The organism is Rheinheimera soli (genome assembly GCF_021290985.1).
Taxonomy (GTDB): Bacteria; Pseudomonadota; Gammaproteobacteria; order Enterobacterales; family Alteromonadaceae; genus Pararheinheimera; species Pararheinheimera soli.
The window spans coordinates 100,481-114,539 of the sequence record NZ_JAJOYU010000003.1 but is presented as its reverse complement, the minus strand read 5'-3'; the positions used below and the strand labels follow the sequence as shown (position 1 = coordinate 114,539).

Annotated in this window: 12 protein-coding genes; 4 read left to right on the top strand and 8 right to left on the bottom strand. The window is 46.7% G+C overall.

The features are described 5' to 3' along the window. Positions 1-3: 3 nt before the first annotated feature. Positions 4-732: a tRNA1(Val) (adenine(37)-N6)-methyltransferase gene (locus tag LSG37_RS03860; protein ID WP_233078624.1), complete on the bottom strand. Its 729-nt coding sequence runs from the start codon at positions 730-732 to the stop codon at positions 4-6. Positions 733-841: 109 nt separating this feature from the next. On the opposite strand from LSG37_RS03860, the gene srmB reads away from it, so the two are divergent. Next, entirely contained in the window at positions 842-2,101 is a 1,260-nt protein-coding gene (srmB, locus tag LSG37_RS03855; protein WP_233078623.1) for an ATP-dependent RNA helicase SrmB, read from the top strand. 5 nt (positions 2,102-2,106) lie between these two features. Here the strand turns inward: srmB and LSG37_RS03850 are convergent, their stop codons facing one another. The 3 genes from LSG37_RS03850 to yaaA form a co-directional block, all read right to left on the bottom strand. Then, a complete protein-coding gene (locus LSG37_RS03850) occupies positions 2,107-2,913 on the bottom strand; it encodes a hypothetical protein (RefSeq protein WP_233078622.1) in 807 nt (268 codons plus the stop codon). 285 nt (positions 2,914-3,198) lie between these two features. Continuing rightward, positions 3,199-4,497, bottom strand: a complete 1,299-nt coding sequence (locus LSG37_RS03845) for an inosine/guanosine kinase (RefSeq protein WP_233078621.1) — start codon at positions 4,495-4,497, stop codon at positions 3,199-3,201. A 120-nt stretch (positions 4,498-4,617) separates the two neighbouring features. Next, complete coding sequence (yaaA, locus tag LSG37_RS03840; RefSeq protein ID WP_233078620.1) at positions 4,618-5,397, bottom strand: peroxide stress protein YaaA; 780 nt, start codon at positions 5,395-5,397, stop codon at positions 4,618-4,620. 295 nt (positions 5,398-5,692) lie between these two features. Between yaaA and tal the strand changes: the two genes are divergently transcribed. The 3 genes from tal (at position 5,693) to LSG37_RS03825 (ending at position 8,621) form a co-directional block, all read left to right on the top strand. Further along, positions 5,693-6,649, top strand: a complete 957-nt coding sequence (gene tal, locus LSG37_RS03835) for a transaldolase (protein WP_233078619.1) — start codon at positions 5,693-5,695, stop codon at positions 6,647-6,649. A gap of 46 nt (positions 6,650-6,695) precedes the next feature. Beyond that, the gene (gene pgi, locus LSG37_RS03830; RefSeq protein WP_233078618.1) at positions 6,696-8,324 is read left to right on the top strand and encodes a glucose-6-phosphate isomerase; all 1,629 of its coding nucleotides are present in this window, start codon (positions 6,696-6,698) and stop codon (positions 8,322-8,324) included. A 120-nt stretch (positions 8,325-8,444) separates the two neighbouring features. Then, a complete protein-coding gene (locus LSG37_RS03825) occupies positions 8,445-8,621 on the top strand; it encodes a DUF3545 family protein (protein WP_008897291.1) in 177 nt (58 codons plus the stop codon). Positions 8,622-8,697: 76 nt separating this feature from the next. On the opposite strand, the gene ung is transcribed toward LSG37_RS03825, so the two are convergent. The 4 genes from ung to thrA are packed head-to-tail and all read right to left on the bottom strand — an operon-like array spanning position 8,698 to position 14,056. Beyond that, entirely contained in the window at positions 8,698-9,360 is a 663-nt protein-coding gene (ung, locus tag LSG37_RS03820) for a uracil-DNA glycosylase (protein ID WP_233078616.1), read from the bottom strand. Positions 9,361-9,363: 3 nt separating this feature from the next. Continuing rightward, complete coding sequence (gene thrC, locus LSG37_RS03815) at positions 9,364-10,653, bottom strand: threonine synthase (RefSeq protein WP_233078614.1); 1,290 nt, start codon at positions 10,651-10,653, stop codon at positions 9,364-9,366. A gap of 9 nt (positions 10,654-10,662) precedes the next feature. Further along, a complete protein-coding gene (gene thrB / locus LSG37_RS03810; protein ID WP_233078612.1) occupies positions 10,663-11,595 on the bottom strand; it encodes a homoserine kinase in 933 nt (310 codons plus the stop codon). A 1-nt stretch (position 11,596) separates the two neighbouring features. Then, complete coding sequence (thrA, locus tag LSG37_RS03805) at positions 11,597-14,056, bottom strand: bifunctional aspartate kinase/homoserine dehydrogenase I (RefSeq protein ID WP_233078611.1); 2,460 nt, start codon at positions 14,054-14,056, stop codon at positions 11,597-11,599. Positions 14,057-14,059: the final 3 nt, after the last annotated feature.

Genomic DNA, 14,059 nt, shown 5'->3' with positions numbered 1-14,059 from the left:
AACTTAAAACCTTAAATAAAAATCGGCCAGAAGGGTTCGATAAGCATCACTGTACTGGCCCGGGCTTTGCTGTATCAAGAGTTCTGTCTGTTCAACCTGGCTGGTTACGGCACTGGCACTAAAATCCAGCAGCTGCAATTTAGCTGCTTTGTGTGCAGAGGTTTTGACCAGACAACGGCGCTGTAAAGTCCAGCCAGCCTGTTCTGCGACAGGGATAAAATCGGCATCAGCAGGCAACACTAAACAAAAATGTGCATCAGCTGCGGCAAGCTTTTTGGCAACAATAGCCAAATCAGTAAAAGATAAGCTGTCGGTATGGCGGGCCTGATGCCGCTTCGGATCTGAAGCGCCTAAACTCTGCTGAAAATAAGGTGGATTACTGATAATCAGCTCAAATCCAAGCTCCGGTTGGTTATCCGTCGCCGCATAGGTTAGAATATCGGCCTGAATGACTTGGATTTGTGCCGCCCAGCGACTGGCCGCCACATTATCCTGCGCCTGTAAGGCCGCATCCTGGTCCAGTTCGATTGCATAAACCAATGGGTTCAGCCCTGATTTTTGCAGTCGCTGCGCCAGCATCAGAGATAAAATGCCACAACCAGCTCCTATATCCAGTGCTGTGCCAGCCTTGGGTAAAGTTGCCCAAGCGCCCAACAGCAAGGCGTCCGTGCTGACTTTCATCGCACAGCGGTCGTGGCCAACAAAAAATTCTTTACACCAAAAGCCGCTCACCACTGTCCTTACTTACTAAGGTCAAAAGAGTGGCAGTGTAAAAGATGCTAGAAGTTCTGTCACTGACAGACAGCATCTCCGGACTATCTAAACAGAAGGTAAGAACAGCGTGAGCGAAATTAACACTGCACAGGAAAAAATGACCTTTGCTGAGTTTCAACTGGATGAGAGCTTAGAGAAAACCCTGAGTAAAGCGGGTTTTAAAGAAGCGACCAGCATTCAGAAACTGGCTATTCCTGTGGCTTTGGAAGGCCGCGACATACTGGCCAGTGCGCCTACAGGCACAGGCAAAACCCTGGCGTTTTTATTGCCAGCTATTCAGTACCTGTTGGATTTTCCGCGCCGAGATCCGGGTTTTGCCCGAGTACTCATCATGACGCCTACCCGTGAACTGGCCTATCAGATTTTTGAACAGGTGCAACAGCTGATTATGCTGACCGACCTGCACGCCGGTGTGATCACCGGTGGTATTAACTATGGTAGTCACAAAGAAACTTTAGAAAAAAATAACGATATTCTGGTGGCGACACCGGGTCGTTTAATTGAGTATCTGGATAATGAAAGCTTCCATGCTGATGAAGTGGAAGTGCTGATCCTCGACGAAGCCGACCGTATGCTGGATATGGGTTTTGTTGGTGAAATGAACCGCATTATTCTGGAAGCTAAACGTCGTCGTCAGACCATGTTGTTCTCCGCCACTTTAGAAGGTAACGGCGTCAACAAGTTTTCAGAGCGCGCTTTACGTGAGCCAGTGCTGGTTGAAGCCACGCCGCCACGCCGCGAAAAAGCGAAGATCCTGCAATGGATGCACGCCGCTGACGATGCCGATCATAAACTGGCGTTGCTAATTCATATTCTGAAACAGGAAGATGTTAGCAAAGTCATCGTTTTTGTGAAGACCCGTGAGCGTTTAGCCACCTTAACAGGTCAGCTCGAAGCCGCAGGCTTAAAATGCTGCTGGTTACAGGGTGAAATGGCGCAAGACAAACGTCAGACTGCTTTAGCTCGTTTCAGTAACAATCAGGTGCGTATTCTGGTGGCGACCGATATAGCGGCCCGTGGTCTGGATATCGACGATATTACTCATGTGATTAACTACGATATGCCACGTACTGCCGATGTTTATGTGCACCGTATTGGCCGTACTGGCCGCGCTGGTAAAAAAGGCACAGCTATTTCGTTAGTGGAAGCTCATGATATTGGCGTAGTAGGTAAAGTAGAGCGTTATACAGAGCAGCCGCTAAAGCGCCGCTTTATTGAAGGTATGCGCCCTAAACACAAAGAAGCCAAAGCGCCAACTAAACAGAAGAAACCTAAAACAGCAGCCAAGAAAAAAGCGCTGAAAAAAGCCGCCAGAGCCAAAGCTTAACTGTATTAAGGCTCAGCCATTAGTTGATGATAAGTTTGTAGAAACGCTCTGTGATACTGCGGTTCCACTTGTTCAAGCTGGAGCCGCAGGTATTCTTCGTCCAAAACCAACTCAGCTATTGCCTCATCCAATCTTTTGATTATTCTTTCTCCTACAGGGCCTTTGTGACAAGCGAAATAAGCTGCAGTGTCGGGTTCAGCTTCCGCAACCGGATAGCCTGTTAACAGCGCTTCATAGTCAGGAGGCAATAAAAACGGATACTCCAGAATCATATCAACCCGCTTTTGTTTGAGCATAGGCCACAGATCGCCAATACCAACGCCACTTTGTTTTTGATATAAATACTTGGCCATTGCAGGATCTCGCACCAGAGGGTCCAGTTCTGCACCATAAGAACGCTCATAATCCAACCCCAGCAAAGCGCGGGCGTCTTTGGACCAGGTGTTCAAAATACTGACTTTTCCTTCATTTTGCATTGCAGTCAGTTTTTTCTGCCAGGCGCTGCCTTTGAGCACATACAGATGCATACCTTGCACCAGGATAAAAGCTTTGCTGAAATGATAAAGCTGACGTCGCTCAGGGCTTGCTAACACACCAGCCATACAACTATTAGTCTGTTGCAAGGTTAACTGCATAGCTTTGGTATGGTTAATCAGCACAAAGTTGTAACTGAGCCCTTTTGCGCTGAGCAATATTTTGCGGATTAGCTGCTTATCTAATGACTCATCGACAGGCGGCTTTGCATCAAGCCAACCAGGTGGCATTTTGCTTTGAAAATCAACATCAATAGCCCTTGCTTGCCAAGGTGCCATCAAGAATACAACCAGCAGTAAACAGACACGCATCCAGAGCCCACCTTTGTTGCTAACAAGCTATAAAGCATAGCGGACCAAAGTGATTTTGCGACATTAATTCAACAACATAGACTGTGGTAAAGCCGAATTAATCTATTTCTACGCTCTGCAGACAGCACTTTTACTGGTAAATCCAGACAGGGCAGAAGCTGATCTAAAATCCGAACACTTGCAGAGCCGTCAGTTCAAAGGTTTTGATCCCAAGTTCAGCGCTGGTCCTCTTTGCCGTTTTACAGACTGTGGTTATCTGTCCCAGTAACTTTCTTCCAGAGAGTCTTCTTTTTCCGGTAAACCCTTGGATAAACGTGGCGCATTTTGCACCAGAATGGCGTAACTAACCCGGTTGGCGTATTTACAGATCTGAGCAAAAGACGAGTAAGCCAGATAAGGCTGTTCGTGTTTACTGGATAAAGGCAAGGTTTGACGGTGGAAATGATTGGCCGCTATGTCATGCAAAATAGCAGCTAAAGCGCCATCGCCTGCGCCATTGGTGTTTTTAATCCGCTCAGGCCCACCTAAATATGGGTCGATATGCGAATAGACTTTTACTGGCAACTGGCAGTCTTTTTTCTGCATAGGACGGCTGAATTCAAACTCGTTGTAATCAGCCAAAGCACCTGATTTGATTGGATTGGTGGTTTCACGTTTGGCTGACGCGTCTGTGTAGCCACACAAATACAAACCTTCAGGGCCTGCAGTTAACAGTACCATATCAACATAATCCAGCGCAGCTTCTGCCGCGAGCAATGGATCAGCAAAACCAGTTAGAGCTTCAGCTTCCAGTTCATTCATCGCCAACACATTGACATACTGAGCCAGCGTTTGCTGAATAAGCTCCCTGTGCTCTTCGACTAAATGTTTAGTGCCTAAGCTCATTACCACAGGAACATCTGCAGCTTTAGCATCGGATAACATTTTAACCATCGCCTGCTGGATAGGCTGATCGGTGGCGCGCAGCGGATAGGCACTCACCACAATAGCGGCAGCTTTAGAAATAATATCCGTAGGAATATAAGCAGGTGTCAGCTCGTCCATATCACCCGGGTCTATCACAAAGGTGCGTTCGCCATCCGGAGTAATCATGGTAATACCACGGCCTATATCACCTGGCACGCCTTGCAGATGGTTCATATCCACTTTGCTGCTGGTATGGCATAGGTAGTGATAGGCAGGAGAACCCAGTTGAATATTGGCTGACATCACGCCCAATAACACGGATTTATCGTCAGCCAGTACAGAATAGTTATGTACTGTATTGCCTATGGTGCCGCCGGCAAAGTGATCAGAAATAGCATTGGAGCCCACCAGTTCCTGATAAATCAGGTCAGCTTTGCCATGTTCGACTAAGTTGGATAAGCCTTTGCCTATGCCATATTTTTCCAGAAATTCGTCACTGACATTGGCAATCACATCCACTATGGTTTGGTCCAAACCCACAATATAAGTGTCCAGCTCAGGTCGCACTTCGTAGCTGGGTAAAGTCAGCTTAGGCTGAGACACTGGGAAATAATGTTTGAGTTTACGACGACCAGGGAATTTCATAGGGCAACACTCGGATCAATAGAGCCGCGCATTTTAGCAAAAGCCAATTAAAAAAGCGCACTAAAAAGCCGCAGTTTTATGCGGCTTTTTCAGCTTACTTCGCCTAAAGAACACGAAGTATTAGTCTTGTTGTTGCATCCGTGTAAACACCAGTTTATCGGCTTTAGATTCGGCGCTGCTAAACTGATAACCGGCACTATTAAATTGCTTTAAGCCTTCAACCTCTTGGATTTGCTGTTCAATGACATAACGCGCCATCAGGCCTCGGGCTTTTTTGGCGAAAAAACTGATGATTTTATACTGACCATTTTTGAAATCTTTAAATTCCACATTCAGCACTTTGGCGTGCAGCGCTTTTTTATCCACGGCTTTAAAGTATTCCTGCGAAGCTAAATTCAGCAGCATCTCTGAATTTAACTGCTCCAGCTGTTGATTCAGTTCAGTACTGATGCGATCGCCCCAGAACTGATATAAATTTTTACCACGGCCATTTTCTAACGAAGTGCCCATTTCCAGACGGTAAGGCTGCATCAGATCCAAAGGCCGCAGCACCCCATACAAACCACTTAAAATGCGTAAATGTTGCTGGGCATAGTCCAGATCTTTTTGTTTCAGGCTGGACGCTTGCAAGCCCTGATACACATCCCCATTAAAAGCAAACAGCGCCTGGCGGGCATTGTCTGGCGTAAAAGGTGTGGACCACTCTGCAAACCGCGCTGCATTCAAACCTGCCAGCTTGTCACTGATATGCATTAAGCCTGACAGTTGAACTGGTGTCAGCTCGCGGCAATAGGGCATCAGTTCAAGGCTTTGATCCAGCAATGCAGGCTGGCTGAATGCAGTGACGGATAAAGGGCTTTGGTAATCTAAATCTTTGGCGGGTGATATCACCATCAACATGGGTTTTGGTTTCCTATACAGCAAGATAAAGCGACTATAACAAAAACTACAGCAGAGCTCGACAACAAAACTCAATACGGACGGGGCTTAGACATGGTTTTTACTTTTTTTCATGGTAAGCTCTGAACACTATAGAGACCTTATAAAATAAGGCTATAAGCAGCAAAACAAACAGAATTCCGAATGTAAGAAACTTGCCACAAAAGCCTGCTTTTGTGTTGTAATTTTCCTACATTTATTTAGTATTAAGCCCCACATCACTGACTTGTGATCAGAAAAACGGTAATAAAACAATATGAGCACTTTACTTGAACAGCTAAAAGCAGTGACTACAGTAGTGGTCGACAGTGGTGACTTAGGCGCCATTGAACAATTCCGCCCTGTAGACGCCACAACAAACCCTTCTTTGTTATTAAACGCTAGTCAGCTGGAGTTTTCTAAGCCGTTATTAGCTCAGGCTGTGGCTTATGCCAAAAGCAAAAGCTCTGATCTGGCGACTCAGGTTAGTATTGCCAGCGATAAATTTGCAGTAGATATCGGCACTCAGATCAGCAAGTTAGTACCAGGTCGTGTGTCGACTGAAGTGGATGCCCGTTTATCTTTTGATACTCAGGCCAGCATTGATAAAGCGCTGCAGTTGGTTGCTTTATATGAAGAAAACGGCATCAGCAAAGATCGTATTTTGATCAAAATAGCCTCGACCTGGGAAGGTATTCAGGCAGCACGCCATCTTGAGCAACAAGGTATTCAGTGTAACCTGACGCTGCTGTTTCATATGGCGCAAGCCCGTGCTTGTGCTGAAGCTGGCATCTTCTTAATTTCTCCTTTTGTTGGCCGTATTCTGGACTGGTACAAAGCCAATACCAAACAAGACTACACAGCAGAAACTGACCCTGGTGTAGTTTCAGTGCGTGAAATTTATCGTTATTTCAAAACCTATGGCCATAAAACTGTGGTGATGGGTGCAAGCTTCCGTAACATCGGCGAAGTATTAGCTTTAGCAGGCTGTGACCGCTTAACCATCAGCCCAGGCTTGCTGGAAGAATTAAGCCAGCAAGAAGGCACTTTGACAGTTCATCTGCAAGATACTGGCGCTACCGCCAAAGAAACTGCGGCTTTAACTGAAGCAGAATTCCGCTGGGCGCTGAATGAAGATGCAATGGCCACCGAAAAACTGTCGGAAGGTATCCGTAAATTTGCCGTTGACCAACGTAAGCTGGAAACTTTAATTCAGGCGCAGTTACAGGCCTAATCAAAGGCTTAATTTTTATCACCATCGGATCACTACAGGAGTTTATATGATGTCGTCTGCAGTCTGGGCAGAGTTAAAACAGCTGGCGCAACAGCCTTTGTCCTTGCGTCAAGAGTTTGCCGCAGATCCAAAGCGTGCTGAAAAATTTCAGGTCAATGCCTGTGGCATTCACCTGGATTTTGCCAAAAACCTGATCACAGATGGCATCTGGCAAAAGCTGTTGGAGCTGGCCAAACAAAGCCAGATCCAAAGCAAAACTCAGCAGATGCTAAGTGGCGACAAAATAAACAACACGGAACAACGTGCGGTTTGGCATATGGCGTTGCGTGCAGATACAAAAACTCCTTTAGTGTTAGATGGTGTTGATTTACAACCTGAAATTCAGGCCTGCCATGCGCAAATGGCAGAGCTGATTGGCCAGTTGCATCAAGGCAGCTACAAAGGCTATCAGGGCGATGCCATTACCGATCTGATCTGGATTGGTATTGGTGGCTCGTTATTAGGCCCACAAATGGCCTGTGAAGCTTTAGCGCCTTTTAACCAAAGCCCAGTGCGTATTCACTTTGCCGGCAATATTGATGGTGCCGTCGTCTCAGATGTGGTGAAAAACTTAAACCCTGCGACTACTCTGGTGTTTGTAGCCTCTAAGTCTTTTGGCACTGAAGAAACCAAACAAAACGCGTTGGCTGTGCGTCAGTGGTTCACCGACAAAGGTGCAGACAAAGCCGCTATAGCTCAGCATTTCTGGGCCACCTCGTCCAATATCAAAGCCGCAGCAGAATTTGGCATAGTGGCTGAACATATTCTGCCAATGTGGGACTGGGTTGGCGGCCGTTATTCGTTATGGTCTGCAATCGGCTTCCCGGTCGCATTGCAACTGGGCATGGAGCAATTTCAACAACTGCTCAAAGGCGCCCGCGATATGGACCAGCATTTTATCAATGCCCCACTTGAGCAGAATATGCCGGTGATTTTGGCTTTGCTTGGCGTCTGGTATATCAATGCCAAAGGTTGTCAGGCGCAAGCCTTACTGCCGTACAGCCATTATTTACGTTTCCTGCCCTCTTACGTACAGCAGCTGGATATGGAAAGTAATGGTAAAGGGGTGGATCTTGATGGCAAGCCATTAACAGATGCCACAGCGCCGGTGATTTGGGGAGATGCGGGTACTAATGGTCAGCATGCGTACCATCAGTTATTGCATCAAAGCGTGTTGGCTGTGCCTTCAGACTTTATTCTGCCTGCCAAAGTCAGTCACGAGCTCAAAGATCATCATCACAGATTAGCTGCTCATTGCTTTGCCCAAACTCAGGCGCTAATGCAAGGTAAAACTTTTGACGAAGCCAAAGCCGAAGTACTGGCAAGCGGTGCATCAGAAGCAGAAGCTATTGCTTTGGCACCACATAAAGTGTCGCCTGGAAATAAGCCAAGCAACACTTTATTGCTGCCAGAATTATCGCCTTATTACTTAGGTGCTTTGATTGCGCTTTATGAGCAGAAAGTGTTTTGTCAGGGTGTTTTATGGAATATCAACTCTTTTGATCAATGGGGTGTTGAGCTGGGTAAACAGCTGTCGACTCCTATTTATCAGGTGTTATCTCGCCAACAAAACAACAACTTTGATGCGTCTACAGAGGCACTTATCGCAAAATTTAAGCAGTTGAACTTGGGCTAACCTGTTGAATGAACGAAAAACATTCATTTTTCGTTCATATTTGTGTCAAAGAGTTATTTTATTTTTAGACAAAGTGTGGTACTAATTTGTTGAAAATAACAACAACTCAGAGGGGCAACCATGGAAAGCTTCGAAGACTTACTGAATATGTTGGAGCGTCCTGCGACAAAGAGCCGTGCAGTAAAACGCAAGTGGCGCGAAATTGAAGCAGTCAAAGAACGCCAGCGCTTAAAACGAGAACTAGAAGACATAGACTGGACCATAGAACCTGAGTTAGTAGACATCGAATTAAGTTAAATTAAGCCCCGACAGCAATGTCGGGGCTTTTTATTTGGCTGTAATTCAGGCTCAATTCTAATCAGGGTATCTGTGGTTAAACCTGCCAGCGGATAGGTTGCTTACCCTGCTGTTCTAGCAACTCATTTGCTTTGGCAAAGTGTCCACAGCCTAAAAAGCCGCGGTGCGCTGACAAAGGTGATGGATGAGGAGCCGTCAGAATATGGTGTTTCGCCTGGTCAATCAGCTGCGATTTTTTAATCGCATGGCTGCCCCATAACAAAAACACTATACCTTCTGCATTGGCACTGATAGCCCGAATCACTTGATCGGTAAATTGCTCCCAACCTAAATTGCGGTGTGAATTGGCCTCATTCGCCACCACAGTTAATGCGGTATTAAGTAACAACACGCCCTGCTCTGCCCAACTTTCCAGACAGCCATGTTTTGGGGTTTGAAAATCAACATATTCCAGCGCCAGCTCTTTGTAGATATTACGCAGCGAAGGTGGAATGGCGACTCCTGCAGGCACAGAGAAACTTAAACCATGAGCCTGGTTTGGACCATGGTAAGGGTCCTGCCCTATCACAACCACTTTCATCTCTGAAAAAGGCGTTAACTTAAAGGCATTAAACACCAGCGCTTCAGGTGGATAAATCACCTGGCCTGCGGCACGTTGTTGCTTTAAGTAATCCATAGTTTGCAGAAAATAGGGCTGATTTTTTTCAGCCCCAATCACGTCTTGCCAATTTAAAGACACAGCTTATTTATCCAGAGTCAGTAAGAATTGGCGTAATTGTACAAAATCCGGCGCCATATCTGCACTTAAACTTGTCTCAGATGCCACAGCGGCTAACTCAGGCGGCAGAGCTATAGGGCTGCCAAGGATGTTTTCGACCTGCTCTTTAAATTTAGCCGGATGCGCAGTGCCTAAGAAAATGCCAAATTCGCCATCCTGCAAGCTACGTTTTAACGCTTTGTAAGCAATAGCAGCATGAGGCTCACTGACATAACCTAAATGCGCCAATAAGCGCATAGAGACTTGGGTATCTTCTTCGTCCACCATCACAGCTTCTAAATCGTCGCGGGAAATTTTTCCTTGCGCTAATAAAGCTTCAACCCGTGGCCAGTTATTCGGCGCACTAACATCCATTGCGTTAGATAAAGTTGGGATAGTTTTGTTGGGCGCCCACTGGCCCTCTTTCCAATAACGAGGCACTGTGTCGTTTAAGTTAGTGGCCGCTATCATACGCTTGATAGGTAAACCTAAGACTTTGGCAATTAAACCTGCAGTCAGGTTGCCGAAGTTACCGCTGGGCACAGCAATAACAATTTGATCTCTTTTATCTTTTGGCACCTGAGCCACTGCTTCAAAGTAATAACAAATTTGTGCAAATAACCGGCTGATATTAATAGAGTTGGCTGAGTTGATATTTAGCTGTTTGACTAAATCACGGTCGTTAAATACATCTTTCACCAGCGCCTGACACTGGTCAAAATCGGCGTCTACAGCCAGTGTATGGATGTTATGACCTAAGGTAGTAAACAGCTTTTCTTGCAGTGGGCTGATTTTTCCTTTTGGAAATAAAATCACCACATCCACACCGGCCTGCTGATAAAAAGCATGAGCCACAGCAGCACCTGTATCACCCGAAGTGGCAGTGACAATAGTGGTTTTGCTGACATTCTGCTGCTTTTGCGCCTGAATTAAAGCCTGCGCCATAAAACGGCCACCAAAGTCTTTAAAAGCTAAAGTGGGGCCATGAAATAATTCTAAACAGGCCACATCCTCTGTTACTTGCGCTAAGGGCGCCGGAAACTGAAAAGCCAAACTTACCATCTGATGGATTTGTTCAGCAGAAAGCTCGTCGCCTATTAAAGCCTGCAGCACTTTGGCGCTGCGCTCAACAAAAGGCAGCTCTAATATGGTGTCAATATCCAGTGTTGGCCACTGGGTTGGGAAAAACAGGCCCTGCTGCTCGCCCAATCCAATACGCACTGCATCTAAAAAACTAACTTGTTGTGAAGCGACTTTGGTATTTGTTAATTGCATTGTTACATCCTACAGCGCACGTGCGCCTTGTCTCGCCAGACGACAGACTGTCGTGATGGCATCTGAGTTTTTAGCGTAATGCTGTTGTAAATAATCAGCGGCAAATTGGGCCTGGGTGTCATTTTGACAGACCGCAAAAATAGTAGGGCCAGCGCCTGAGATACCTACATGGCCAATGCCCTGAGCTGTTAACTTTTCACGTATAGGTGCAAGTTCAGGCATCAAATGCTGACGGGCAGGTTCTGCCACTAAATCCTGTAAAGCGGCAAAAGCTTCGGTTTCATCTTTGGCATACAAAGCACTGATAAAACGGCTTAACATGCCGGCAAAAGCTATGCTGTGCTTCAGCGTCAATTGCTGCGGCAATACAGCACGGGCTTCTTTGGTTGACAGCACAGTACCGGGGTAACAAAGCACCACTTGCCAGTGCTCAAACCAAGGTAAAGCCCGGCATAACAAAGGGCTGTCTGGCAACATCAACAATAAACCGCCGTAAAAAGACGGAGCGACGTTATCGTAATGCACTGAACCGCTGACGCCACCTTCCAGTTGCGCCATCAGCTGCAACAGCTGATAGTCAGTTAAAGGTTTGCCGAAATAGTCATTAAAGGCATAACAGGCAACCACAATAGAACAGGCGCTGGAACCCAAACCACTGCCAACTGGCAGGTTTTTCACCAGCTCCAGTTGCAACCGAGGGATAGTCCGGCCTATTGCCTTTTCAAAGGCATAAAAACACTTCAGCACTAAGTTATCGTCTGTGTCACCAGGCAGTTGATGCACATAACGGCCGGTTAGTTGCAAACTCAGTTCAGCCTGCTCAGACTGAATACGCAGTTCATCACCAAATAAAGAACCATCGACTGGTTCAAAAGCAGCGCCTAATAAATCAAATCCAACAGAAAAATTCCCTGTGGATGCAGGCGCAAAATACGACTTCATGTTACATCTCCTGCTGCCAGGACAAAGTCCGCATTACATCACTGAACACACCTGCTGCTGTTACCGCAGCACCAGCACCATAACCACGCAACACAAAAGGAATAGGCTGGTAATAACGGGTATGAATAGCCAAGGCGTTTTCACCGTCTTTCACTTTAGCCAATGGATGATCCAGATCCAAAGCTTTGATGGCCACTTTGCAGCGACCTTCGCTGATTTCACCTATGTAACGCAGCACCTGGCCTTTGGCTTTCGCCTCTGCAATACGCTCTGCAAATTGTTGATTAAGCTCTGGCAACTGCTGCATAAAAGCCGGTACATCAGTGCCAGGCGCAAAGTCAGCAGGTAATACACCTTCCACTTCGACATCGGCTAAATTCAGCATCAAACCAGACTCACGCGCCATGATCAGTAGCTTACGTGCCACATCCATGCCAGACAAATCATCGCGTGGATCCGGCTCAGTAAAGCCTAATTCCCGTGCTTTCGTAGTGACTTCAGACAAAGACTGTCCCTGCTCCAGCAATCCAAAGATATAAGATAAAGAGCCAGATAAAATCCCTTCAAAAGCCACCAGCTCGTCACCAGCATTAAACAAGCCCTGTAAGGTGTCGATCACAGGTAAACCTGCGCCTACAGTGGTTTCATACAGGAAACGACGACGGTGCTGCTGTGCCACCTGACGCAGCTGATGATAATAGTCCAAAGAGCCTGTATTGGCTTTTTTGTTGGGCGTGACCACATGAAAACCGGCTTTTAAGAAATCAACATACAAATTAGCCACAGGTTCTGCACTGCTGCAATCAATCAAAACCGGATTAGTTAAATGCTGTTCCTGCACAAAACGGCTTAAATCTGCCACAGAGAACTGCGCCTTGGCCTGCTGCATCTGCTGTGGCCATTGGCTTAAGTCGATGCCCTTTTCATCCAACAATAAGGCTTTGGAATTGGCAATACCATAGACCTTCAGCTTGACGTTACGTTGCTGCAAAAACTGCTGCTGACGCTGGAACTGCGCCAGTAATTCACTGCCCACCACACCACAACCGACCAGAAATACATCGATACTTGGGATATGGCTGAAGAAGTTTTCATGGCACACCTTCACTGCATTCTGACAGGCCTTTTGTTCTACCACAGCGGAGATAGAACGTTCGCTGCTGTCTTGCGCTATAGCCACCACGTTGACACGAGCTTGCGCTAAAGAGGCAAAAAACTTAGCCGCCACACCGCGATGCTGACGCATACCATCACCCACAAGGCTGACAATAGCCATATCAGATAATATTTGCAGCGGACGCAATAACTTACCTTGCAGTTCCAGTTCAAACTCAGCTTCTAGCGCTTTTTTCGCTGAAGCTAAATCCAGCTGAGCGACACAGAAGCTGATACTAAATTCAGAAGAAGACTGGGTAATTAAACTGACAGAAACCTGTTCACGCGCCATAGTGGCAAAAACACGGGACGCCATACCGACCACACCTTTGAGGCCAGGGCCAGAGACGGTAATCAGCGCCAGATGCTCGAGACTGGAAATACCTTTGACCAGCGAGTCACCATTATTATCGGCATCAATGCAGGTGCCAGGCGCTGCAGGATTTAAGGTATTTTTGATGTAACAAGGAATTTGAAAACGCGCCAATGGGCCAATGGTTTTTGGATGCAGCACTTTGGCACCAAAGTACGACAGCTCCATGGCTTCATCATAAGATAAATGCTCAATCAGTTTGGCTTGTTTCACCTGACGTGGGTCGGCACTGTAGACACCATCTACATCGGTCCAGATTTCACAGACTGAAGCTTTTACCGCAGCAGCCACAATGGCGGCTGAGTAGTCAGAGCCATTGCGGCCTAATAAACACAGCTCACCCTGGGCATTACTGGAGACAAAACCGGCCATCACATAGACCTGAGCCGATTGTTTAGCTAAAGCTGCAGCAAAAGTTAGTTCAGAAGCAGGAATATCGGCCACGGCATTTAAGTAATCACCCTGACTTTTTACTAAGGCCACAGAGTCCAGCAGCACCACATTGACCTGACGGGATTTAAACAACGCCGTCATCAGGCAAACACTAAACTGCTCACCCATACCTAAAATTTGCGCCTTGATATGATCGGGGCAATAACTTAATAAGCTGATGCCCTGCAAACGTTCGGTCAGCTTTTGCTCTTGTTCATCAGCCAGTTGTTGCACTGTTTTTAACTGCTCGCTACTGACCCGTAAACTGGCTTCCGATACTAATTGAGCCAGCCGCTGCTTCCACTGCAGCAACAGCGGCTGATAGTCAGAGCCTAAAAAAGCCAGATCCGTCAGTTCCACCAGTAAGTTGGTGACGCCCTGCGGCGCAGACAACACCAAGCCTACGCTTTGGTTGCCAATCTGTTGTTGCACTATATCCGCCACCTCGAGGAAGCGGGTTACCGACGCCAGAGACGAACCACCAAACTTAAGCACCCTCATGTT

Coding starts and splice junctions, on each gene's coding strand:
- LSG37_RS03850 (WP_233078622.1), bottom strand. CDS start 2,913: ATGGCACCTTGGCAAGCAAGGGCTATTGATGTTGATTTTCAAAGCAAA.
- LSG37_RS03845 (WP_233078621.1), bottom strand. CDS start 4,497: ATGAAATTCCCTGGTCGTCGTAAACTCAAACATTATTTCCCAGTGTCT.
- yaaA (WP_233078620.1), bottom strand. CDS start 5,397: ATGTTGATGGTGATATCACCCGCCAAAGATTTAGATTACCAAAGCCCT.
- tal (WP_233078619.1), top strand. CDS start 5,693: ATGAGCACTTTACTTGAACAGCTAAAAGCAGTGACTACAGTAGTGGTC.
- pgi (WP_233078618.1), top strand. CDS start 6,696: ATGATGTCGTCTGCAGTCTGGGCAGAGTTAAAACAGCTGGCGCAACAG.
- LSG37_RS03825 (WP_008897291.1), top strand. CDS start 8,445: ATGGAAAGCTTCGAAGACTTACTGAATATGTTGGAGCGTCCTGCGACA.
- thrC (WP_233078614.1), bottom strand. CDS start 10,653: ATGCAATTAACAAATACCAAAGTCGCTTCACAACAAGTTAGTTTTTTA.
- thrB (WP_233078612.1), bottom strand. CDS start 11,595: ATGAAGTCGTATTTTGCGCCTGCATCCACAGGGAATTTTTCTGTTGGA.
- thrA (WP_233078611.1), bottom strand. CDS start 14,056: ATGAGGGTGCTTAAGTTTGGTGGTTCGTCTCTGGCGTCGGTAACCCGC.